Origin of the sequence: Enterobacter cloacae complex sp. IR53030 (assembly GCF_049238365.1) — a bacterium.
Lineage (GTDB): Bacteria > Pseudomonadota > Gammaproteobacteria > Enterobacterales > Enterobacteriaceae > Enterobacter > Enterobacter kobei.
On sequence record NZ_JBMKHA010000017.1, the window covers coordinates 26,114 to 47,647 of the forward strand.

At 55.6% G+C, this 21,534-nt stretch carries 18 protein-coding genes; 8 read left to right on the forward strand and 10 right to left on the reverse strand.

The window, feature by feature from the left end; genetic code table 11:
- Positions 1 to 25: 25 nt before the first annotated feature.
- The 3 genes from deoA to deoD all read left to right on the forward strand — a co-directional run bounded on the left by deoA (position 26) and on the right by deoD (position 3,448).
- Positions 26 to 1,348: a thymidine phosphorylase gene (gene deoA, locus ACOTXR_RS17015; protein WP_023332036.1), complete on the forward strand. Its 1,323-nt coding sequence runs from the start codon at positions 26 to 28 to the stop codon at positions 1,346 to 1,348.
- 53 nt (positions 1,349 to 1,401) lie between these two features.
- Positions 1,402 to 2,625, forward strand: a complete 1,224-nt coding sequence (gene deoB, locus ACOTXR_RS17020) for a phosphopentomutase (RefSeq protein ID WP_014882457.1) — start codon at positions 1,402 to 1,404, stop codon at positions 2,623 to 2,625.
- A 103-nt stretch (positions 2,626 to 2,728) separates the two neighbouring features.
- Positions 2,729 to 3,448 carry a purine-nucleoside phosphorylase gene (gene deoD / locus ACOTXR_RS17025; RefSeq protein WP_014882458.1) on the forward strand — a complete coding sequence of 240 codons (720 nt, stop codon included), beginning with the start codon at positions 2,729 to 2,731 and terminating at the stop codon, positions 3,446 to 3,448.
- 42 nt (positions 3,449 to 3,490) lie between these two features.
- Here the strand turns inward: deoD and ACOTXR_RS17030 are convergent, their stop codons facing one another.
- The 8 genes from ACOTXR_RS17030 to ACOTXR_RS17065 form a co-directional block, all read right to left on the reverse strand.
- The gene (locus tag ACOTXR_RS17030) at positions 3,491 to 4,195 is read right to left on the reverse strand and encodes a DUF1120 domain-containing protein (protein WP_023332037.1); all 705 of its coding nucleotides are present in this window, start codon (positions 4,193 to 4,195) and stop codon (positions 3,491 to 3,493) included.
- 112 nt (positions 4,196 to 4,307) lie between these two features.
- Positions 4,308 to 4,865: a hypothetical protein gene (locus tag ACOTXR_RS17035; RefSeq protein ID WP_058690252.1), complete on the reverse strand. Its 558-nt coding sequence runs from the start codon at positions 4,863 to 4,865 to the stop codon at positions 4,308 to 4,310.
- Positions 4,862 to 7,252 carry a fimbrial biogenesis usher protein gene (locus tag ACOTXR_RS17040; protein WP_058690251.1) on the reverse strand — a complete coding sequence of 797 codons (2,391 nt, stop codon included), beginning with the start codon at positions 7,250 to 7,252 and terminating at the stop codon, positions 4,862 to 4,864. The genes ACOTXR_RS17035 and ACOTXR_RS17040 overlap by 4 nt, the downstream gene beginning before the upstream one ends.
- A 45-nt stretch (positions 7,253 to 7,297) precedes the next feature.
- The gene (locus ACOTXR_RS17045) at positions 7,298 to 7,999 is read right to left on the reverse strand and encodes a fimbria/pilus chaperone family protein (protein ID WP_058690250.1); all 702 of its coding nucleotides are present in this window, start codon (positions 7,997 to 7,999) and stop codon (positions 7,298 to 7,300) included.
- A 69-nt stretch (positions 8,000 to 8,068) separates the two neighbouring features.
- Positions 8,069 to 8,785 (reverse strand): DUF1120 domain-containing protein, encoded by a 717-nt coding sequence (locus ACOTXR_RS17050; protein ID WP_045269572.1) that lies wholly within the window; start codon positions 8,783 to 8,785, stop codon positions 8,069 to 8,071.
- A 239-nt stretch (positions 8,786 to 9,024) separates the two neighbouring features.
- Positions 9,025 to 9,735: a DUF1120 domain-containing protein gene (locus ACOTXR_RS17055; RefSeq protein ID WP_014882464.1), complete on the reverse strand. Its 711-nt coding sequence runs from the start codon at positions 9,733 to 9,735 to the stop codon at positions 9,025 to 9,027.
- Positions 9,736 to 9,969: 234 nt separating this feature from the next.
- Entirely contained in the window at positions 9,970 to 10,986 is a 1,017-nt protein-coding gene (gene lplA, locus ACOTXR_RS17060; protein WP_045134344.1) for a lipoate--protein ligase LplA, read from the reverse strand.
- 39 nt (positions 10,987 to 11,025) lie between these two features.
- Entirely contained in the window at positions 11,026 to 11,670 is a 645-nt protein-coding gene (locus ACOTXR_RS17065) for a YtjB family periplasmic protein (RefSeq protein WP_014882466.1), read from the reverse strand.
- Positions 11,671 to 11,787: 117 nt separating this feature from the next.
- Here ACOTXR_RS17065 and serB point away from each other — a divergent pair, with 117 nt between their 5' ends.
- The 3 genes from serB (at position 11,788) to nadR (ending at position 15,484) form a co-directional block, all read left to right on the forward strand.
- Entirely contained in the window at positions 11,788 to 12,756 is a 969-nt protein-coding gene (serB, locus tag ACOTXR_RS17070) for a phosphoserine phosphatase (protein WP_008502066.1), read from the forward strand.
- A gap of 74 nt (positions 12,757 to 12,830) precedes the next feature.
- Positions 12,831 to 14,216: a DNA repair protein RadA gene (gene radA / locus ACOTXR_RS17075; RefSeq protein ID WP_014882467.1), complete on the forward strand. Its 1,386-nt coding sequence runs from the start codon at positions 12,831 to 12,833 to the stop codon at positions 14,214 to 14,216.
- A 35-nt stretch (positions 14,217 to 14,251) separates the two neighbouring features.
- Positions 14,252 to 15,484: a multifunctional transcriptional regulator/nicotinamide-nucleotide adenylyltransferase/ribosylnicotinamide kinase NadR gene (gene nadR / locus ACOTXR_RS17080; RefSeq protein WP_006810194.1), complete on the forward strand. Its 1,233-nt coding sequence runs from the start codon at positions 14,252 to 14,254 to the stop codon at positions 15,482 to 15,484.
- A 53-nt stretch (positions 15,485 to 15,537) separates the two neighbouring features.
- On the opposite strand, the gene ACOTXR_RS17085 is transcribed toward nadR, so the two are convergent.
- Entirely contained in the window at positions 15,538 to 16,539 is a 1,002-nt protein-coding gene (locus ACOTXR_RS17085) for a zinc-binding alcohol dehydrogenase family protein (protein WP_032637538.1), read from the reverse strand.
- 109 nt (positions 16,540 to 16,648) lie between these two features.
- On the opposite strand from ACOTXR_RS17085, the gene ACOTXR_RS17090 reads away from it, so the two are divergent.
- Positions 16,649 to 17,548 carry a LysR family transcriptional regulator gene (locus ACOTXR_RS17090; RefSeq protein ID WP_058690249.1) on the forward strand — a complete coding sequence of 300 codons (900 nt, stop codon included), beginning with the start codon at positions 16,649 to 16,651 and terminating at the stop codon, positions 17,546 to 17,548.
- Between the two features lie 127 nt (positions 17,549 to 17,675).
- Here the strand turns inward: ACOTXR_RS17090 and ettA are convergent, their stop codons facing one another.
- Positions 17,676 to 19,343, reverse strand: coding sequence for an energy-dependent translational throttle protein EttA (gene ettA, locus ACOTXR_RS17095; RefSeq protein WP_014882470.1), 1,668 nt, complete (start codon positions 19,341 to 19,343; stop codon positions 17,676 to 17,678).
- 227 nt (positions 19,344 to 19,570) lie between these two features.
- Between ettA and sltY the strand changes: the two genes are divergently transcribed.
- The gene (sltY, locus tag ACOTXR_RS17100) at positions 19,571 to 21,508 is read left to right on the forward strand and encodes a murein transglycosylase (RefSeq protein ID WP_222834779.1); all 1,938 of its coding nucleotides are present in this window, start codon (positions 19,571 to 19,573) and stop codon (positions 21,506 to 21,508) included.
- Positions 21,509 to 21,534 lie beyond the last annotated feature (26 nt).

Below are 21,534 nucleotides of genomic sequence, written 5' to 3' on the forward strand. Positions count from 1 at the left end.
CCCCCGATTCCGCATGGAGGTTACCGTGTTTCTCGCACAAGAAATTATTCGTAAAAAACGTGATGGTCATGCATTAAGCGACGAAGAGATCCGCTTCTTTATCAATGGCATTCGTGATAACACCGTCTCTGAAGGGCAGATTGCGGCTCTGGCGATGACCATTTTCTTCCACGATATGTCGATGCCCGAGCGCGTGTCGCTGACCATGGCGATGCGAGATTCAGGAACCGTTCTGGACTGGAAAAGCCTTAACCTTAACGGCCCGATTGTGGACAAACACTCCACCGGCGGTGTGGGTGACGTGACCTCCCTGATGCTGGGCCCTATGGTGGCCGCCTGTGGCGGTTACATCCCGATGATTTCCGGGCGCGGTCTGGGCCACACCGGCGGTACGCTCGACAAACTGGAAGCCATTCCGGGCTTCGATATCTTCCCGGATGACAACCGCTTCCGCGACATTATTAAAGACGTGGGTGTGGCAATTATCGGCCAGACCAGCTCTCTTGCCCCGGCAGACAAGCGTTTCTACGCGACCCGCGACATCACCGCCACCGTTGACTCCATTCCGTTGATCACCGCCTCTATTCTGGCGAAAAAGCTGGCAGAAGGGCTGGACGCGCTGGTGATGGACGTGAAGGTGGGCAGCGGTGCCTTTATGCCGACCTATGAACTTTCTGCCCAGCTCGCCGAAGCGATCGTTGGCGTCTCCAACGGCGCAGGCGTGCGCACCACCGCGCTGCTCACTGACATGAACCAGGTACTGGCCTCCAGCGCCGGTAACGCGGTCGAAGTGCGTGAAGCCGTCCAGTTCCTGACGGGGGAATACCGCAACCCGCGCCTGTTCGACGTGACCATGGCGCTGTGTGTAGAGATGCTGATCTCCGGCAAGCTGGCGAAAGACGAGGCGGAAGCCCGCGCGAAACTGCAGGCCGTGCTGGACAACGGCAAAGCGGCAGAGATCTTTGGCCGTATGGTCGCCGCACAAAAAGGCCCGACCGACTTCGTTGAGAATTACGCCAAATACCTGCCAACCGCGACGCTCAGCAAAGCCGTATATGCCGACAGCGAGGGCTTTGTCTCAGCAATGGACACCCGTGCGCTGGGTATGGCGGTGGTCTCGATGGGCGGCGGTCGTCGTCAGGCGTCAGACACCATTGATTACAGCGTCGGCTTTACCGATATGGCCCGTCTGGGCGACAGCGTTGATGGCCAACGTCCGCTGGCGGTGATCCACGCCAAAGACGAAGCCAGCTGGCAGGACGCGGCGAAGGCGGTGAAAGCGGCCATTACGCTTGCTGATAAAGCGCCAGAAAGCTCACCTTCGGTCTATCGCCGTATCACCGAATAGCGGTATACTGATCTGATCGAATTTTTATGAAGCACTACGTACGGAGAACAATTATGAAACGTGCATTTATTATGGTGCTGGACTCATTCGGCATCGGCGCAACCGAAGATGCAGAACGTTTTGGTGACGTGGGTTCCGATACCATGGGTCACATCGCGGAAGCCTGTGCGAAAGGCGAAGCGGACAACGGTCGTAAAGGCCCTCTGACCCTGCCAAACCTGACCCGCCTCGGTCTGGTGAAAGCGCATGAAGGTTCTACCGGTAAAATCGCAGCCGGTATGGACGGCAACGCGGAAGTGGTGGGCGCCTACGCCTGGGCTCACGAGCTCTCTTCCGGTAAAGATACCCCGTCTGGCCATTGGGAAATCGCCGGTGTGCCGGTCCTCTTCGACTGGGGTTATTTCTCCGATCACGAGAACAGCTTCCCGCAGGAGCTGCTCGATAAGCTGGTGAAGCGTGCCAACCTGCCGGGCTACCTCGGTAACTGCCACTCTTCCGGCACCGTGATTCTGGACCAGCTTGGCGAAGAGCACATGAAAACCGGCAAGCCGATTTTCTACACCTCCGCTGACTCCGTTTTCCAGATTGCCTGCCACGAAGAGACGTTTGGCCTGGATAAACTCTACGAGCTGTGTGAAATCGCCCGCGAAGAGCTGACCGAAGGCGGCTACAACATTGGTCGCGTTATCGCCCGTCCGTTTATCGGCGATAAAGCAGGTAACTTCCAGCGTACCGGTAACCGTCACGACCTGGCCGTTGAGCCACCGGCCCCTACCGTGCTGCAGAAACTGGTCGACGAGAAAGACGGTCACGTGGTGTCCGTGGGTAAAATCGCAGACATCTACGCTAACTGCGGCATCACCAAAAAAGTGAAAGCCACCGGTCTGGATGCGCTGTTCGATGCCACCATCAAAGAGATGAAAGAAGCGGGCGATAAGACCATTGTCTTCACCAACTTCGTGGACTTCGACTCTTCCTGGGGGCACCGTCGTGACGTCGCGGGCTATGCTGCCGGTCTGGAACTGTTCGACCGCCGTCTGCCAGAGCTGATGGAGCTGGTGGGTGAAGATGACATTCTGATCCTGACTGCCGACCACGGCTGTGACCCAACCTGGACCGGTACCGACCACACCCGTGAGCACATTCCGGTGCTGGTGTACGGACCGAAAGTCAAACCAGGTTCACTGGGACACCGTGAAACCTTCGCAGACATCGGCCAGACCCTCGCGAAGTACTTTGGTACGTCAGACATGGAATATGGCAAGGCTATGTTCTGAGGTCATTGCCCGGTGGCGCTTCGCTTTCCGGGCCTACGGTTTTGTAGGCCGGGTAAGGCGTAGCCGCCACCCGGCAAAAACAACAATGTAAAAGGAACTGAAGATGGCAACTCCTCACATTAACGCAGAAATGGGTGATTTCGCTGACGTCGTATTGATGCCGGGCGACCCGCTGCGCGCGAAGCACATTGCAGAAACTTTCCTCGAAGACGTGCGTGAAGTGAACAACGTGCGCGGCATGCTGGGTTTCACCGGTACCTATAAAGGCCGCAAAATCTCCGTGATGGGCCACGGTATGGGTATCCCATCCTGCTCTATCTACACCAAAGAGCTGATCACTGATTTCGGCGTGAAGAAAATCATCCGCGTGGGATCCTGCGGCGCGGTGCGCATGGATGTTAAGCTGCGTGATGTGGTTATCGGCATGGGCGCATGCACAGATTCTAAAGTGAACCGTATTCGCTTTAAGGATCATGACTTCGCGGCGATTGCTGACTTCGACATGGTGCGTAACGCGGTGGACGCGGCCAAAGCGCTGGGCGTTGACGCGCGCGTAGGCAACCTCTTCTCTGCCGACCTGTTCTACTCCCCGGACGGTGAAATGTTCGACGTGATGGAGAAGTACGGCATCCTCGGCGTGGAGATGGAAGCGGCGGGTATCTACGGCGTAGCGGCAGAATTCGGTGCGAAAGCGCTGACCATCTGCACCGTCTCTGACCATATCCGTACCCACGAGCAGACGACCGCTGCTGAACGTCAGACCACCTTCAACGACATGATCAAAATCGCGCTGGAATCCGTTCTGCTGGGCGATAAAGAGTAATGTTGTGCTGCCGGGCGGCGAAAGCCGCCCGGTTTCTGTGACTTACAGGTACACCACGCTGATGGTGGCCTGACCATCAAACTCGGTATCTTCTGTCAGAGACAGTTTCTTCAGGTTTTCCACTGCCAGCGAGATGTTCAGCGGGAAAGAGACGCTGGTCACCGCCATCGGAGCCGTTTTGCCCGCAGAGGCGACGCTCATTAAGCCCAGATCCTTATTGGCGATAGTGCCACCATTGGCTTTTTGCCAGCGACTCATGCCCACACCAGCAGTGACTGCCGTACGAATCGGTTCAACCGTCGCCCCGTTTGCCGTCACTTCACCCGTGCTGGTATAGATGGAATAGGCACCGATATTCTTGCCATCGTGCGTTTTGCCAAGGCCAAAGGTCGTCATGCTGCCGCGCAGTTCGCCGCCGTTTGACGTGGCGTTCTGCACCTTCAGGTTTGAGTCGGTTCCGGTGCTGGCGTTCGAATCCGTACGGTTGTCGGCAATACTCCAGCCCACTTTGGTAGGGGTAGGGCAGGTGATAGTCAGCGTCAGACCCTTTTCACCTAACTGCGTGGTCTGGGTTTGCGAGAGATCGCCAACCTGAACGGTACCGAAGTCAATCACGCCATCGTTGCTGAGTTCCGGCGTACAGGAGTTGCTGGTCAGTGAGGCTTTCACTTTCAGCACTGCCGTATCTCCCGCATGAGCACAGGTCGCTGTCAGCGCCAGCGCAGCGGCAAGGAGACTCTTTTTCATGGTTATTCCTTAACATAGATATATCGTTAAAATAAATGGACGAATCCACGTGTTTTGCCTTTATTTTTCTTCTTTTCTCTTCACCCGAATAATCTATTCGGCGGTGAATGCGTTACTCTGTCGTTAATAGCTCCCAGGCGAGTGCGCTTTCCAGCTCGGTATTATCGGAAATGCCGCGCAGCTGAACGTCATTAATGACAGGTATAATTTTTATCGTCACACTCATTTGTTTGCCACGCACCGGCAGGCCATTTTGATATGCAAGAATGCCGTCATTATTCCTCAGAAAGACTTTTTCCTTGGGGGTTTCCGCAGAGGTGAACAATACCCGGTCAGAGGTCCTGACCAGATTATAGTGATGACCATCGACCAGAATATTGCTGGCAACCAGCGCCAGTCGGCTCTTCTGACCAAACAGAACGCCCCCGTTGCTGCCGGACGTGGATTGCAGAAAAAGCGCCATCACCCTTGGCTGCGGGCAAAAAACCGTGGCGGTGACCTCTTTGCCCGGCATGCGGTTCCAGTTTTTACGCGAGGCGATAATGTCATCCTGTTTGAATCTGCCAAAGGAGACGTTCGGTTGCGACAGCGTAATTTGACACGCTTCGGCCACGACATAAGACGAAAAAAGTGATGCTGCACCGATGAGCACTGCGTTAACTATTTTCACTGGCAAACTCCTTCTGCTTTTTCGTAATAGGCGTCTTTATCTTTTTCGTCTTTCAGGGTGTAAGCGATCTGGCAGAGTTTGGTTAAATCGTCGTCCACCACATAAAGCGCAGGCGTATCCGACGCATCGGGAATAAATACGCTGCCGTTATCCATTACGCTGACAATATAGTTACCGTCCTGATCCACCACGCTCAGCCCTTTTTCCAGCCATGACCCGTTGACTCGCTTGACGTCCAGCATGACGCGACGCGTATTCAGCACGTTGAAATCGATCAGCGCAAAAGAGCCATACGCGGCGGAGACGGTCTGAATACCGTTTGATAAATCCATTCCCTGTGGTAACGAGCTGGCATTAATCACTATTTGCGATTTTTGCCATTCCCGAAGTCCGGGAACCACGGCCTGTCCCCAGCGATCTGTCCAGACGGTTCCATCGGGGGTGGTGATTTCAATACCGCTTTCCGGTTCGCTTAACCGGGCGATGCCGAATGTCTCTTTTACCGGATAGGGCGAAAACGTCATGCCATGACCATGCAGCGCTACGCCACCGTTTAAGGATGCGCTGTAGTTATGCTGATTGCCGTCATTCAGGCCAGCGGATAAACCGAGCTGCGTATAGTGAAGATTGGTGGTGATATTGCCGTTAAAGGCGTTACTCTTATCCTGATTATCGCGGTCTGCAGAGACGTTGTAGTTAAGGTTTTGACCGATAGAGCCGCTTTCCTGAACGCCATAATTTTGTTTTTCCCCCTGAGCGCGCATGTAGGTACTGACGCGATCCTCGCCAAAAGGAACGATCAGGCTGACATAAAACAGATCGTCATCGCGGCTGGTGCTGCTCTGGTTCTGGGTATCACTATTGCTCATGGCATGCTGCCAGTTTACGGACAGCGAGGTACGCCCGAGACTTTTACTCCAGGAAGCCATCAGATAGCGTGAATCACCGCTGTTTTCATCACCGGAATTCACGCTGTATTGCATTGAGATCGCGCCAATGTACTCATTGTTCCAGGTGAGGCTGGCGTTCCAGTTATTTTCGTAGGTCTGCGCCTCTTCATCCATGGCTTCCGTGAGTTCGCGGAAGCCGCCGCTGAACTGGGACGCACTTACCCCCATCGTCAGCTGGGCGGGCAGTAAGATATTGCTGCTAAGTTCAGCCTTGCTGCCTTTCAGTCGATCGTAAAAGTGGGACTGGCTCAGTAAAAAGCTCGGTGAGATCGCCCAGTTTTCGTTGATAGAAACGTCGAGTTTGGCACCGGTAGCCTGATATTTTTCTGCCAGTACGCCGGCGGCTACGGCGGACATGCGCGTGTTCAGCATCGTTCCGTCAGAGAGCGTAAATACCCAGGGCGTACTTGACTCATCCCCGCTGTCGCGAACCCGTCCGAGAGAGAGGTTTAACCCTTCGGCACGATTACTTCCCTGTATATTGAGGGCGGAAGAGGGAACGGTAAATTGCGTTGTCGAACCGTCCGTTTCCACCACGCTGACGTCAAGATCGACATTTCCGCGCACCAGGGGCACGTCCGTCAGGGAGAAAGGGCCTGCGTTGACCAGGGAAGAGTAGATCAGCTGTCCCGACTGGCGAACTTCAACGCGGGCCTGATTCGTCCGGGCAATTCCCGACACCTCAGTGGCCTGGATATTAGGCTGAAGGCCGGTTTCAGGCATTAGCTGAACGCCGGTGATTTGCGCGCCGCTAAACAGGGCCGAATTGACGTTGATCTGCCCAACCTGCGCCCGCATTTTCCGCTCTTCAAAAACGTGTTCAGCGTAGGTGTACAGGTTCTCTGTGCTGCGAGTCCCGTTGTCATCCGTCAAAATGAAATTGCTGCGCAGCGTCCAGTTCGCAAGATTAATGCCTGCCCCCAAATTTCCCTGGGCATAACGGCTGCTCCCGCCCGAGCCGTACTCGTTAATGTTACTGAAGGCGCTATAGTTGATTAAGCCCGCAATACCGCCGTGCGAGTAATATTTCGCGGCATAAAATCCAGTGTCCATTGCCTCTGCGGGAACGAAAATCTCCAGTGATTCGGTATTCGGTAGAAGCGTTACCGTCGCGGAAGGGTAATCTTTCAGCAGGTTATGACATTTCTCTTTTTCGCTGATATTCAATGGCAGTAGGCCAGCTGCACGGGTGAAGTCATCATCAATGCAAAGCTGCCCCTCTTCTCCAACCCGAATGGCCAGGCTCCCCTTCTCAACGCCGTTAATTTTGACCTGCACGGCATGCTGGCCGGGCAGGTAGCGTTGTGCATCAGAGAAGTAATGGGCGAGATTAGTACTGATTCCCCGCGAGGCCAGTATATCGGTATTGAAATCCAGATCGGATGCATGCAGCGCCGACGACGGCAGAAAAGCGACCGCCACTGCTGTTCGACGCATCGTGTTTTGCAAAGCGCGCGGTATCACTAAAAATTCCCTGTGATATCAGCGTGTAAGCGCGGCAGTGTACTTGTCCACTTCAATCCCGTAGCGACTGGCAGGGTTGAACTCGACGGCATTATCGCCGCTACCGATCGGGGTATTTGTCTGCACCTTCATGGTCTCACCCGGCAGGATAAAGGTTTTATTAACCACTCCCTCGGTGTGGGAAGGCAGTAGCGTCACTGATGTGGAAAAACGTACAACGTACGGCGAGGTATTACGGACCTGAACCTCTTTCTCTTGGACGGACCAGGTCAGTAATTTCCATGCATCCGTGACAACAGGAAGATTTTTAGGATGGATCAACACCGGTAAATCCTGACGAAGATTGATACCGACTTTAACGTTTTTATCTTTGGTTTTAGGCGGAATGCCTTCAAAGATCACGCGTTTATAATGTTCAACGGTCAGCGGTTCTTTGGTTTCAAGAATAAAGCGCACCTGCTGTTCCTGGCCTGGCTCAAGGCGTACAACCGGCTGAGTGACGTTGAGCTTGACCCCATTCTCCCCCTCGATGTCGTTAATGGAGGTATAAAGCAGGGTGGGGATGGAGTCCGTGTTTTTCACACTCATGACACCGCCGTGGTTGGCTTCATCAATCATCAGCAGTGTGGTTTCTGGCACCATGCCTGCAGCATAGACTGTCGCTGGAAGGGTGAGAAAAAGAGCGCAGACCAAAGGAGAAATTTTCACAATTATTTCCATGAATATTGATATTGAACAATGGGTTAAAACTCCCCGCCTGAGCGGGGAGTTTAGCGTCGTGAATGCGGGTTACAGATAAACCAGCGTGATTGTGGACTGACCGTCCAGGTCGGTCCTGTCAGTCAGGGTCAGATTTTTGCTTGGCGCAATCGCCAGCGCGATCTTCAGAGGGAAGGCCGCCGTCGTGAAGGCCAGCGGAGCGCGTTCGCCGGTTTTGGCAACGGTCATGACGTCGGTACCATCGTTAGTGAGGATGCCGGTGGCCCACAGGTTGATCCAGCTTCTGCTGCTGATGGTACCGCCGGTATACATCGCTGCGGCGATAGGCTGAACGGTTGCACCGTCAGCAGTGACCGCGTTCATGTAAGTTGAAACTGAATAGGCACCGATACTTTCGCCAGCGCTGGTTTTTCCGACACCGTTGAGCTGGTAATCGCCGTATGCCTGCGCGCCGCTCGCGGTAGCGTTATCCACATGGAACTCGCTTGACGTTTTATGTGCGCCCGCGTTTGAGTCTTTGCGGTCATCTTTGATTGTCCAGCCGACGCGGGTCGCAGACTGACATGTGATGGTCAGAGTGACATCTTTATGCCCAGCCTGATAAGCCACACCGGAGGAGAGTGAGTCCAGACCCACTTCGCCAAAATCGGCCACGCCGCCGTTGCTAATTTCAGGAACGCAGCCTGCGCTGGTCAGCGTACCGTGAACTTTTAACATAGCAGTAGGTTCGGCATAAACTGCTGTCGCCGCCATCATGATAACGGTGGCGAGAAGGCACTTTTTCATTGTTATTCCTTAACCATAGAAAGAGATAATTCGGATATTTTTAATTTAAATGAATCTTGCCAAAAGATAATTTCTGGCATAAGAGTCGCGGCCGATTCTATTAACGAATCAACGCATTAAATAGTTAGATTTTCTTACGACAGTATTGAGATTTTATAATGTCGATTAAACATTTCTGAACGTATGTTTTATGCAGAAACGGCGGAAATATCCGCCGTTGAGTCACGCGTTTTTATCTGTTAGAGATAAACCAGAGTGATGGTGGTTTCGCCGCTCAGCTGCGCTTCGTCAGTAGTGGTCAGACGGTCAGTGTTAACAATGGCCAGAGAGACTTTGAACGGGTAGACAACGCTGGTGATGGCCAGCGGTGCGGTATAACCTGGTCTGGTAGCGGTCATGATCTCGGCGTTACCGTTGGCAATCACACCGGTGGCCAGGTTACGCCACATATATTCGCCTTTGCTGTTGAGGAAGTTTGGCGCAAAGATCGCCTGAGCAGGCACACCGTTAGCGGTGATCTCATTGATACGGGTACTGATTGCATAGGCGCCAATTTTATCGCCAGCAGCGGTGGTACCTACGCCGTAGGTGGTACCTGAACCGTAAACGTCCCCACCATTGTCTGTGGCGTCACGAATGTAAAACTCGCTGGAGTTCAGGTAGGTCGCCGCATTGGAATCTTCTTTGTTATCAGCAATACTCCATGCCACTTTAGTCGCTGACGGGCAATTGATCGTCAGAGACATATCTTTATGACCCATCTGGTTGGTCTGGGTTGGAGAAAGCTGGTCCAGCGCGATTGTGCCAAAATCAATCGATCCGCCGTTACTGAGTTCCGGCGTACAGGATGCATGGTTCATCTTGCCCTGAACCTTCATGACGATGCTGCCTTCGGCGAATGCAGCCGAAGAGGTCATCGCAATCAGCGTTGCGAGAAGAAGTTTTTTCATTGTTATTCCTTAACCATTAATAAAATAAATGTATAAATTTCCGTGAAGTCATTAACTTGCTGAAATGCAAGCGCAGGCATTCTATTAATGGTTATTGTTATTTCTGTAATGAGTATTTCTAATCTCTGAATTGAGTTTTATTAAAATGTGTAAATACATTCACGGTTGTATTTACACATTCCGGCAGGATAAGAACGGAGGAAACTATTTTCTCGTCTTAACCGGGGGCGAGAATTATTTTATCGCCTGAGCGATCCACGCCGACAATTCCCGAAGTTCCCGCTCTTGTTCCGGATAATGTTCAAGCAACCCGTCGCACACATGTTGCAGCATATCGGGACGGTATACACAGCCCTGCAGGCGTGACGCCAACGCTTCCAGCGGTGCCGGGTTGAGACTATCCGTAAAAATTTGTGTGCGGGTAATATGACCTTTCTCCACGTCAAAGTGCAGCTCCACGCCGCCCCAGGTAAAACGTTCATCCAGCAGATGTGAAAACGCCGGTGCCTGGCCGAAGTTCCACTCCCAGCTGCTCTGGCGGGCAAAGGTTTCAGCGAAGTTGGGCAGGTCAGGCGTTTTATTAGGCGAAATCACTTCCGCCTCCACACGCTCGCCGTAGTGCGCAAAGAAGGCCTCACGGATCGCGTCGCAAATCTGCTCGTGAGTAATACCCGGCAGAAGCTCCACCAGATTCGCCACGCGGCCGCGTACGGAGGTAATGCCCTTAGCCTGTAACTTTTTCTTGTCAGGATTGAGGTAGTTAGCCAGCCGGCTGAGATCGGCATTCAGCAGCAGAGTGCCGTGGTGGAACCCGCGATCCATTGTTTCGCGATAGGCTGAGCCGGAGACCTTCCGGTCGCCCTCGGGGGTCTTGACGACCAGATCGTTCCGGCCTGACGCCTCTGCGGTTACGCCGAGCGCATTCAGCGCGTTCAGCACAATCGACGTAGAGATGCTTTTGTCGTATTCCGGCTTGCCTGCCATAAAGGTAAAGCAAGTGTTGCCCAGATCGTGAAACACGGCTCCACCGCCGCTGCTGCGGCGCGCCAGGCGGACGTGGTCCTCTTCCATGCGGCGGGTGTTGCACTCTTTCCACGGGTTTTGCGCGCGGCCAATCACCACCGTGTCGGCATTGCGCCAGAGAAACAGTACGCGCTGGGTGGCGGGCATCTGGCGGAAGATGCACTCTTCCACCGCGAGATTAAACCAGGGATCGTAAGAGTCAGAGATAAGCAGGCGTAACGTCGTCATGGCAGAGTTCCTTTTCTATATCCTCCGCCTACTTTATCACTATTCTTTCTTCTCGCTCTCTTCGTCTTCCGGAACCGACTTGCTGGCGGTCAGCAGGAACGGCGACTGTTGCCATCGGGTGCGCTTACCCTGCAGCAGCGTGCGCGCCAGCACCACGCCAATCGCCAGTGAGAGTAATAACATCAGGCGCAGAATATTGGTGGTGTTATCCACCTGCTTGGCTTCGGTCGGCAGGGTATGAGTGTCGAGCGTCAGGCGCAGATAGCCCAGCGGGCCATTTTTTCCCTGAACAGGTTCGACGAGCTGCTGGTTGAAATAGCCTCCGGCTTTTTTGCCGTCCAGCGCCAGCCTGTCGCGCACGTCGACGTGCTCACCGGCGCGGGCAATCAGGTCGCCTTTTTCATCGTACACGCCCGCATCGAGAATGCGGCTGTTTTCCGTAAGCTGACGCAGGATCTGGCCGATGCGCTTATCGTCCGGCGTCTCGGTGCGCATATAGGGGGCGACGTTAAGGGTCACCTGACGCGCCAGCGTGCGGGCCAGCTCTTCAAACTGCGGGTTACGCTGCCGTTGATGATTCTGGCTAAACCACGATGCCCCTTGCATCAATGCCACTAACAGTGCGAGACAGGAAAGGACAATCACGGCGCGATGAAGCCGGAATTTCAGTTTTGCGCGAGCCATATTCCACCTGCTGAAAATTTAGGGCTTAATGTTGCCAGAAGTGATGGTTACAGGGTAGCCTCATGCGTTATTTTCCCTCTGGAACCTTCCGGCGCGAACGAAATTACAGGAGCTTTGATGCCGAACATTACCTGGTGTGACCTGCCAACGGATGTCTCTTTATGGCCAGGATTGCCGCTCTCGTTAAGTGGCGATGAGGTGATGCCTCTGGATTACCACGCTGGCCGTAGCGGCTGGCTGCTGTATGGACGCGGCCTGGATAAGCAACGCCTGACCCAGTATCAAACCAAACTGGGTGCGGCAATGGTCATCGTCGCCGCCTGGTGCGTAGAAGATTACCAGGTTATCCGCCTGGCGGGTTCTCTGACGCAGCGTGCTACGCGTCTGGCGCATGACGCAGGGCTGGACGTTGCCCCGCTCGGTAAAATTCCGCACCTGAAAACGCCGGGTCTGCTGGTCATGGACATGGACTCCACCGCTATTCAGATCGAGTGTATTGACGAGATTGCTAAACTGGCCGGCAGCGGTGAGCTGGTGGCGGAAGTCACTGAACGTGCGATGCGCGGCGAGCTGGATTTCACCGCCAGCCTGAGACAGCGCGTGGCGACCCTGAAAGGGGCCGATGCTAACATCCTGCGCCAGGTGCGTGATGTGCTGCCGCTGATGCCAGGACTGACGCAACTGGTGCTGAAGCTGCAGTCCCTTGGCTGGAAGGTGGCGATTGCCTCCGGTGGCTTCACCTTCTTCGCGGATTATCTGCGCGAGAAACTGCATTTGACCACCGTGGTGGCCAACGAACTGGAAATTATGGACGGCAAGCTGACCGGACAGGTGATTGGCGACATCGTGGATGCGCAGTACAAAGCTAACACCCTGACCCGTCTGGCCGAAAAATATGAAATCCCGGTGGTCCAGACCGTCGCCATCGGGGACGGCGCGAACGACCTGCCGATGATCAAAGCTGCTGGTCTTGGCATTGCCTACCATGCCAAGCCAAAAGTGAACGAAAAGACGGAAGTGACTATCCGTCATGCTGACCTGATGGGGGTGTTCTGCATCCTTTCTGGCAGCCTTAATCAGAAATAACGGTCTGCTTTGTAGGCCGGGTAAGCGTAAGCGCTACCCGGCACGTAGTCCGCACAGAAATAACGAGGTACACCGTGGCGAAAGCTCCAAAACGCGCATTTGTCTGTAATGAATGTGGTGCGGATTATCCGCGCTGGCAGGGGCAATGCAGCGCCTGTCATGCCTGGAACACCATCACCGAAGTGCGTGGTGTGGCGGCTTCGCCGAGTGTGGCCCGCAATGAACGCCTGAGCGGCTATGCGGGCAATGCAGGCGTGTCGAAGGTGCAAAAGCTTTCAGACATCAGCCTGGAAGCGCTACCGCGCTTCTCCACCGGGTTCAAAGAGTTTGACCGCGTGCTCGGCGGCGGCGTGGTGCCGGGCAGTGCGATTCTGATCGGCGGTAACCCCGGGGCGGGTAAATCGACCCTGCTGCTGCAAACGCTTTGCAAGCTCGCCGAGCAGATGAAAACCCTGTACGTCACGGGGGAAGAATCACTCCAGCAGGTGGCGATGCGTGCGCACCGCCTGGGCCTGCCAACCGGCAACCTGAATATGCTGTCGGAAACCAGCATTGAGCAGATCTGCATGATCGCCGAAGAAGAGCAGCCGAAGCTGATGGTGATCGACTCCATTCAGGTGATGCACATGGCGGACATTCAGTCCTCGCCGGGCAGCGTGGCGCAGGTGCGCGAAACCGCGGCCTACCTGACACGCTTCGCCAAAACGCGCGGCGTGGCGATTGTGATGGTCGGCCATGTGACGAAAGACGGTTCCCTGGCCGGGCCAAAAGTGCTCGAACACTGTATCGACTGCTCGGTGATGCTCGACGGCGACGCGGATTCCCGCTTCCGCACCCTGCGCAGCCATAAAAACCGTTTCGGCGCGGTGAATGAATTAGGTGTTTTTGCCATGACGGAGCAGGGGCTGCGTGAGGTCAGCAACCCGTCGGCCATCTTCCTGAGCCGTGGCGACGAAGTCACCTCCGGCAGTTCGGTCATGGTGCTGTGGGAAGGAACGCGCCCGCTGCTGGTTGAAATCCAGGCGCTGGTGGATCACTCGATGATGGGCAACCCGCGTCGCGTGGCGGTGGGTCTGGAACAGAACCGTCTGGCGATCCTGCTGGCGGTGCTGCACCGCCACGGTGGTCTGCAGATGGCGGATCAGGACGTCTTCGTGAACGTGGTGGGCGGGGTGAAGGTCTCGGAAACCAGCGCGGACCTGGCGTTGCTGCTGGCGATGGTCTCCAGCCTGCGCGACAGGCCGCTGCCGCAGGATCTGGTGGTGTTTGGCGAGGTTGGCCTGGCCGGAGAGATCCGTCCGGTGCCGAGCGGCCAGGAGCGTATCTCCGAAGCGGCAAAACACGGCTTCCGCCGCGCGATTGTGCCCGCCGCTAACGTGCCGAAAAAAATCCCCGAAGGGATGCAGGTTTTTGGCGTTAAGAAACTCGCAGATGCGTTAAATGTCTTTGACGACTTATAATTACGTATTCGATTTTGCAGGAGGCACCGTAATTTATGTCATCATTTGACTACATCAAAACCGCAATCCGCCAGAAAGGCTGCACGTTGCAGCAGGTGGCGGACGCCAGCGGTATGACCAAAGGCTATTTAAGCCAGCTGCTGAACGCCAAAATCAAAAGCCCCAGCGCGCAGAAGCTCGAAGCGCTGCACCGTTTCCTGGGACTTGAATTTCCCCGTATGCAAAAGAACATCGGCGTGGTGTTTGGCAAGTTTTACCCGCTGCATACTGGTCACATCTACCTGATTCAGCGCGCCTGTAGCCAGGTGGACGAGCTGCACATCATTATGGGGTACGATGAAACCCGTGACCGCCAGTTGTTCGAGGACAGCGCCATGTCGCAGCAGCCGACGGTGCCTGACCGCCTGCGCTGGCTGCTCCAGACCTTTAAGTACCAGAAAAACATTCGCATTCATGCTTTTAACGAAGAGGGCATGGAGCCCTATCCGCACGGCTGGGACGTGTGGAGCAACGGCATCAAAGCGTTTATGGAAGAGAAGGGCATTGCGCCTAACTGGATCTACACCTCTGAAGAGTCCGATGCGCCGCAGTTCCGCGAGCATCTGGGCATCGAGACGGTGCTGATCGATCCGAAACGGACCTTCATGAACATCAGCGGGGCGCAGATCCGCGAAAACCCGTTCCGCTACTGGGATTATATCCCGACCGAGGTAAAGCCCTTCTTTGTACGTACCGTTGCGATCCTGGGCGGTGAGTCGAGCGGAAAATCCACTCTCGTTAATAAGCTGGCGAATATCTTCAACACGACCAGTGCGTGGGAGTATGGCCGCGATTACGTTTTCTCGCACCTCGGCGGTGACGAGATGGCGCTGCAGTATTCCGACTACGATAAAATCGCGCTAGGACACGCCCAGTACATTGATTTTGCGGTCAAATATGCCAACAAAGTGGCGTTTATTGATACCGATTTCGTCACCACGCAGGCGTTCTGTAAAAAGTACGAAGGGCGCGAGCACCCGTTCGTGCAGGCGCTGATTGACGAATACCGCTTTGACCTGGTGATCCTGCTGGAAAACAACACGCCATGGGTCGCTGATGGCATGCGCAGCCTCGGCAGCTCCGTAGACAGGCGCGAGTTCCAGTCCATGCTGGTGGAGATGCTCAACGAAAACAACGTTGAGTTTGTGCATGTTGAAGAGTCGGACTACGACTCCCGTTTCCTGCGCTGCGTCGAGCTGGTGAAGGAGATGATGGGGGAGCAGGGGTAATCTTACCCCTCACCCTAACCCTCTCCCCAAAGGGGAGAGGGAACGATTACCCCTCAGAACGCAACCACCACTTTCCCTCGCATATGTCCCTCCAGCACTTTGCGGTGCGCCTCGGTAATGCTTTCCACGCTCAGTCCGTGAAGCGTTTCGCTGAGCGAGCTTTCCACCACGCCGTTGTCCACCAGCTTTGCAACCTCGTTTAAGATCTCGCCCTGACGCGCCATATCAGCGGTCTGGTACATGCTGCGGGTGTACATAAACTCCCAGTGCAGGGCGGCGGATTTCGATTTCAGCTTATCCTGGTTCAGCGGATGCGCGTTCTCAACGATGGAGCAGATGTGCCCCTGCGGGGCGATCAGTTCGCTGACGGCATCCCAGTGGCCGTCGGTGTCATTGAGGATGAAAATGTAATCCACATAAGTGATACCCTGTTTTGCCAGCTCACCTTTCAGGTCGCGGTAGTTCACGACCCGATCCGCACCGCGCTCGCGGCACCACCGGGCGGAATCTTCTCTTGATGCTGTCGCGATGATGTTCACCTTGCTGTTGTGCTTTGCAAACGGGATCGCCAGCGAGCCCACGCCGCCCGCGCCGCCAATAATCAACAGCGTTTTATCCGCGTCCGCATCCTGAATGTTCAGCCGTTCGAACAACCCTTCCCAGGCGGTCAGCGCGGTCAACGGCAATGCGGCTGCTGCTGCCCAGCCAAGGCTGGCAGGTTTGTGCCCGACAATACGCGCATCGATCAGCTGATGGGTGGTATTGCTGCCCGGACGAGTGATATCCCCTGCGTACCACACTTCGTCACCGGGTTTAAATCCCGTAACGGCCGCGCCCACGGCTTTAACGATACCGCTGGCATCCCACCCGAGAATGCGCGGCTCGTTCAGCCCGTTTTTGACAATGCCTGCATGCACCTTGGTGTCGACCGGGTTAACAGACACGGCTTTCACTTCGACAAGCAGATCGTGCTCGCCGGGCTGCGGCATCGGCGGGGCGATTTCAATGAACGTGCCGGGATTCGCAGGATTAACGGCAATGGCTTTAACTGACATGGATGGACTCCTCAATGGCATGCGTTTTGTTGAGGCTAGTCTATTAAGTGGTCAGCTGCATGATAAGATGGACAATCAAGAACGAAGTGTTCTCACAGGATGAACAATCATGTTTAAACAGCTTCAGGATATGGCGCTGTTTGCGCTGGTGGCCGAGATGGGCAGCTTTACTGCTGCGGCACAGAAGGCTGAACTGCCAAAATCCAGCGTCAGCCAGCGAATAAGCCAGCTGGAGCAGCAGATAGGAATACGCCTGCTCAACCGCACGACGCGCAGAATCAGCCTGACTTTTGCAGGCGAGCATTATCTGATGCACTGTCGCGAAATGCTGGCGGCCAGCGAGCGGGCGGAGTATGCCATTCAGCGGCTACGCGAAAACCCGAGCGGGCGGCTGCGCATCACCTGCCCGGCGGGGATTGGTGCGACGCTGCTGGCGCATATGAATGCCGAATTCCAGCTTCGCTATCCTGACGTGTCGCTGGACGTGTCGATCTCTGATGATGTGGTGGATCTGGTCGAGTCCGGCTTTGACGTGGCGCTGCGTACCGGTAAGCCGCAGGACTCCTCCCTGATTGGCCGGATGATCGGACATTGTCCGCGCTATATGCTGGCTTCACCCGACTATCTGGCGCGTCGGGAGCCGTTAATCCATCCCCGCCAGCTGGTGGAGCACCGCTGCATTACCCACAAAGCCTGGTCTGAGTGGCTGCTGCGAAGCGAGAGTGAAGATTACCGCTACCTGCCGGATAACGCCCACATGACGGATAACCTGGTGTACGCCCGTGAATGTGCGATTGCTGGCGCCGGGATCACGCTATTACCCGCCTTTCTTCTGGAAGATAAGATTGAGACAGGGGCGCTGGTGAAGGTGCTGCCTGAATGGAACGTCGAGGGGAATGATTTGTGGCTGGCTTATCCGAGCCGCAAGCTGAACTCGCCTGCGCTGATGAGCTATATCGACTTTGCGATACAGTTTGACGAGGTGAAGCGGTATTACGTGGACAAATAAAAAAGCCGGGTGGCGCTGACGCTTACCCGGCCTACGAACTGTGCGGCCTGATGCCCTCACCCTGGCCCTCTCCCACGGGGAGAGGGAACAAATACTAAAAACGGCAACCGAAGTTGCCGTTTTGCTTTTATTTCGCAATACGCTTGTACTTAATACGCTTCGGCTCCAGCGCGTCAGCGCCCAGCGTGCGTTTCTTGTACTCTTCGTATTCGGTGAAGTTACCTTCGAAGAACTCCACTTTCCCTTCATCCTGGTAGTCCAGAATGTGGGTCGCGATACGGTCAAGGAACCAACGGTCGTGCGAGATAACCATCGCGCAGCCCGGGAACTCCAGCAGGGCGTTTTCCAGCGCGCGCAGGGTTTCGATGTCCAGGTCGTTGGTCGGTTCATCGAGCAGCAGTACGTTACCGCCAACCTGCAGCAGCTTCGCCAGGTGCAGACGACCACGCTCACCGCCGGACAGCTCGCCCACGCGTTTGCCCTGGTCGGTGCCTTTGAAGTTGAAGCGGCCAACGTAAGCGCGGCTTGGCATCTCGGTGTTGCCGATACGCATAATATCCAGACCGCCGGACACTTCTTCCCACACGGTTTTGCTGTTATCCATCGCGTCACGGAACTGATCAACGGACGCCAGCTTCACGGTTTCACCCAGGGTGATAGAGCCACTGTCAGGCTGCTCCTGACCGGACATCATGCGGAACAGCGTCGATTTACCCGCGCCGTTCGGACCGATGATCCCGACGATAGCCCCTTTTGGTACGGAGAAGGTCAGATCGTCAATCAGCAGGCGATCGCCGTATGACTTACGCAGATTGGTGACTTCAACCACTTTATCCCCCAGACGTGCTCCTGGCGGAATAAACAGTTCGTTGGTCTCGTTACGTTTCTGGTATTCGGTGTTGTTCAGCTCTTCAAAGCGTGCCAGACGGGCTTTGCCCTTAGACTGACGGCCTTTAGCGCCCTGACGAACCCACTCCAGCTCTTTCTCGATAGACTTACGACGCGCGGCTTCCTGAGAAGCTTCCTGCGCCAGACGCTGATCTTTCTGCTCCAGCCAGGAGGAGTAGTTACCTTCCCATGGAATACCTTCACCGCGGTCCAGCTCCAGGATCCAGCCTGCGACGTTGTCGAGGAAGTAACGGTCGTGGGTAATTGCCACCACGGTGCCTTCAAAGTCGTGCAGGAAGCGTTCCAGCCACGCCACGGATTCCGCATCCAGGTGGTTGGTGGGTTCGTCGAGCAGCAGCATGTCTGGTTTTTCCAGCAGTAGGCGGCACAGCGCTACGCGGCGGCGTTCACCCCCGGAAAGATTGGCGATTTTCGCATCCCAGTCCGGCAGGCGCAGGGCATCGGCCGCGCGCTCCAGCTGCACGTTCAGGTTATGACCGTCGTGCGCCTGGATAATCTCTTCAAACTTGCCCTGCTGAGCGGCCAGCTTGTCGAAGTCTGCATCCGGCTCGGCGTATTTGGCATACACTTCATCCAGACCTTTCAGGGCGTTAACCACTTCGGAAACCGCTTCTTCAACGGATTCACGAACGGTGTGTTCCGGGTTCAGCTGAGGTTCCTGCGGCAGGTAGCCGATCTTGATGCCAGGCTGCGGACGGGCTTCACCTTCGATGTCTGTATCGATGCCGGCCATGATGCGCAGCAGGGTGGACTTACCGGCACCGTTGAGACCCAGAACACCAATTTTTGCGCCCGGGAAGAAGCTCAGCGAGATATTTTTAAGAATATGACGTTTCGGCGGGACAACTTTGCCGACACGATGCATGGTATAAACGAATTGAGCCACGTTGGACTTCGCCTCTTTTATCGTAATGAGAAGGAATTTCAGCCTCGAAGTGTAGCCTTTTTCACGCCCTAATCCCAGCCAGGAACGTCGGGAGTGTTAAAACGCGCAAGAAAGGTAAAAAAGTGTCCATAACGTGGCGCGTTGCAGGATGCCTGGTTAGCATAAGTTGGTGTGACTTTGACGTGGCAAGACGCTGCAATTGACGAAAAAACAATGAGGAAGAGCTTGTGGAAAAAGCCAAACAGGTGGTCTGGCGTCTGCTGGCTGCCAGCGTATGCGTAATGGCGGTAAGCCAGGCGGTGCATGCCGATTCACTGGATGAACAACGTAATCGCTACGCCCAGATTAAACAGGCGTGGGACAATAAGCAGATGGATACCGTGCAGGCGCTGATGCCGACGCTGAAGGATTATCCACTGTATCCGTATCTGGAGTATCGCCAGATCACTGACGATCTAATGAACCAGCCGACCGTCACTGTGAATAATTTCATTCAGGCGAACCCGACCCTGCCGCCTGCGCGAACCCTGCAATCTCGTTTTGTGAATGAACTGGCGCGTCGCGAAGACTGGCGCGGGCTGCTGGCGTTTAGCCCCGATAAGCCGAATACCACCGAAGCGCAATGTAACTACTACTATGCGAAATGGGCGACCGGACAGCAGGAAGAGGCCTGGGCCGGGGCGAAGGATCTTTGGCTGACCGGCAAAAGCCAGCCGAATGCCTGTGATTCGCTGTTTGGCGCGTGGCGAGCCTCCGGCAAGCAGGATCCGCTGGCCTATCTTGAGCGTATTCGCCTGGCGATGAAAGCCGGCAACACGCGCCTGGTGACCGCACTGGCGGGCCAGATGCCCTCCGATTATCAGACGATCTCTACGGCCGTTATCGCGCTGGCAAACGATCCGAACAGCGTCCTGACCTTTGCCCGCAGCACGGGCGCGACCGACTTTACCCGTCAGATGGCGGCGGTGGCTTTTGCCAGCGTGGCGCGCGACGATGTGGAAAACGCCCGGCTGATGATCCCGCAGCTGGTGCAGGCTCAGCAGCTGAATGACGATCAAACCCAGGAGCTGCGTGACATCGTGGCGTGGCGACTGATGGGCACGGATGTGACCGACGAACAGGCACGCTGGCGAGATGATGCCATTATGCGTTCGAACTCCACGTCGCTGGTGGAGCGCCGCGTGCGCATGGCGCTGGGCACCGGCGATCGCCGGGGGCTGAATACCTGGCTCGCACGTTTGCCGATGGACGCCAAAGAGAAAGATGAATGGCGCTACTGGCAGGCCGATCTGCTGATGGAGCGCGGTCGTGATGATGAAGCCAAAGAGATCCTCCACGGCCTGATGCAGCAGCGCGGCTTCTACCCGATGGTGGCCGCGCAGCGCCTGGGCGAGGAGTATACCTTCCGCATTGATAAAGCGCCCGCGAATGCGAACCCGGCGCTGACGCAGGGGCCAGAGATGGCGCGCGTGCGCGAGCTGATGTACTGGAATATGGACAATACCGCGCGCAGCGAGTGGGCGAATCTGGTAACCAGTCGCACCACCGACGAGAAAGCCCAGCTTGCCCGCTATGCGTTTGATAACCACTGGTGGGATCTGAGCGTGCAGGCGACGATCGCCGGTAAGCTTTGGGATCATCTTGAAGAGCGTTTCCCGCTGGCGTACAACGATCTTTTCGAACGCTACACCAGCGGCAAAGATATCCCGCAAAGTTACGCGATGGCGATTGCCCGTCAGGAGAGTGCCTGGAATCCGAAAGTCCGCTCCCCGGTGGGGGCCAGCGGTCTGATGCAAATTATGCCGGGAACGGCGACCCATACGGTGAAGATGTTTAACATTCCCGGGTACAGTAGCCCCTCACAGCTTCTCGATCCGGATACCAACATCAACATCGGTACCAGCTATCTGCGGTATGTTTATCAGCAGTTTGGCAATAACCGCATTTTCTCTTCGGCGGCGTATAACGCGGGGCCGGGGCGCGTGCGTACCTGGCTCGGCAACAGCGCCGGACGCATTGATGCCGTGGCGTTTGTGGAGAGCATTCCTTTCTCAGAAACGCGCGGTTATGTGAAGAACGTGCTGGCGTACGATGCTTACTATCGCTACTTCATGGGGCAGAAAGATACCCTGATGAGCGATGCCGAGTGGCAGAGACGTTACTGATCGGCGTGGGTTGTGTTATGCTGTAC

Excerpts from the sequence above, each read along its gene's own strand:
- ACOTXR_RS17050 (WP_045269572.1), bottom strand. The coding sequence starts at position 8,785 with ATGAAAAAGTGCCTTCTCGCCACCGTTATCATGATGGCGGCGACAGCA.
- ACOTXR_RS17045 (WP_058690250.1), bottom strand. The coding sequence starts at position 7,999 with ATGGAAATAATTGTGAAAATTTCTCCTTTGGTCTGCGCTCTTTTTCTC.
- ACOTXR_RS17055 (WP_014882464.1), bottom strand. The coding sequence starts at position 9,735 with ATGAAAAAACTTCTTCTCGCAACGCTGATTGCGATGACCTCTTCGGCT.
- deoB (WP_014882457.1), top strand. The coding sequence starts at position 1,402 with ATGAAACGTGCATTTATTATGGTGCTGGACTCATTCGGCATCGGCGCA.
- nadR (WP_006810194.1), top strand. The coding sequence starts at position 14,252 with ATGTCATCATTTGACTACATCAAAACCGCAATCCGCCAGAAAGGCTGC.
- lplA (WP_045134344.1), bottom strand. The coding sequence starts at position 10,986 with ATGACGACGTTACGCCTGCTTATCTCTGACTCTTACGATCCCTGGTTT.
- ACOTXR_RS17090 (WP_058690249.1), top strand. The coding sequence starts at position 16,649 with ATGTTTAAACAGCTTCAGGATATGGCGCTGTTTGCGCTGGTGGCCGAG.
- ACOTXR_RS17030 (WP_023332037.1), bottom strand. The coding sequence starts at position 4,195 with ATGAAAAAGAGTCTCCTTGCCGCTGCGCTGGCGCTGACAGCGACCTGT.
- serB (WP_008502066.1), top strand. The coding sequence starts at position 11,788 with ATGCCGAACATTACCTGGTGTGACCTGCCAACGGATGTCTCTTTATGG.
- ACOTXR_RS17085 (WP_032637538.1), bottom strand. The coding sequence starts at position 16,539 with ATGTCAGTTAAAGCCATTGCCGTTAATCCTGCGAATCCCGGCACGTTC.
- ACOTXR_RS17065 (WP_014882466.1), bottom strand. The coding sequence starts at position 11,670 with ATGGCTCGCGCAAAACTGAAATTCCGGCTTCATCGCGCCGTGATTGTC.
- deoD (WP_014882458.1), top strand. The coding sequence starts at position 2,729 with ATGGCAACTCCTCACATTAACGCAGAAATGGGTGATTTCGCTGACGTC.
- ACOTXR_RS17040 (WP_058690251.1), bottom strand. The coding sequence starts at position 7,252 with ATGCGTCGAACAGCAGTGGCGGTCGCTTTTCTGCCGTCGTCGGCGCTG.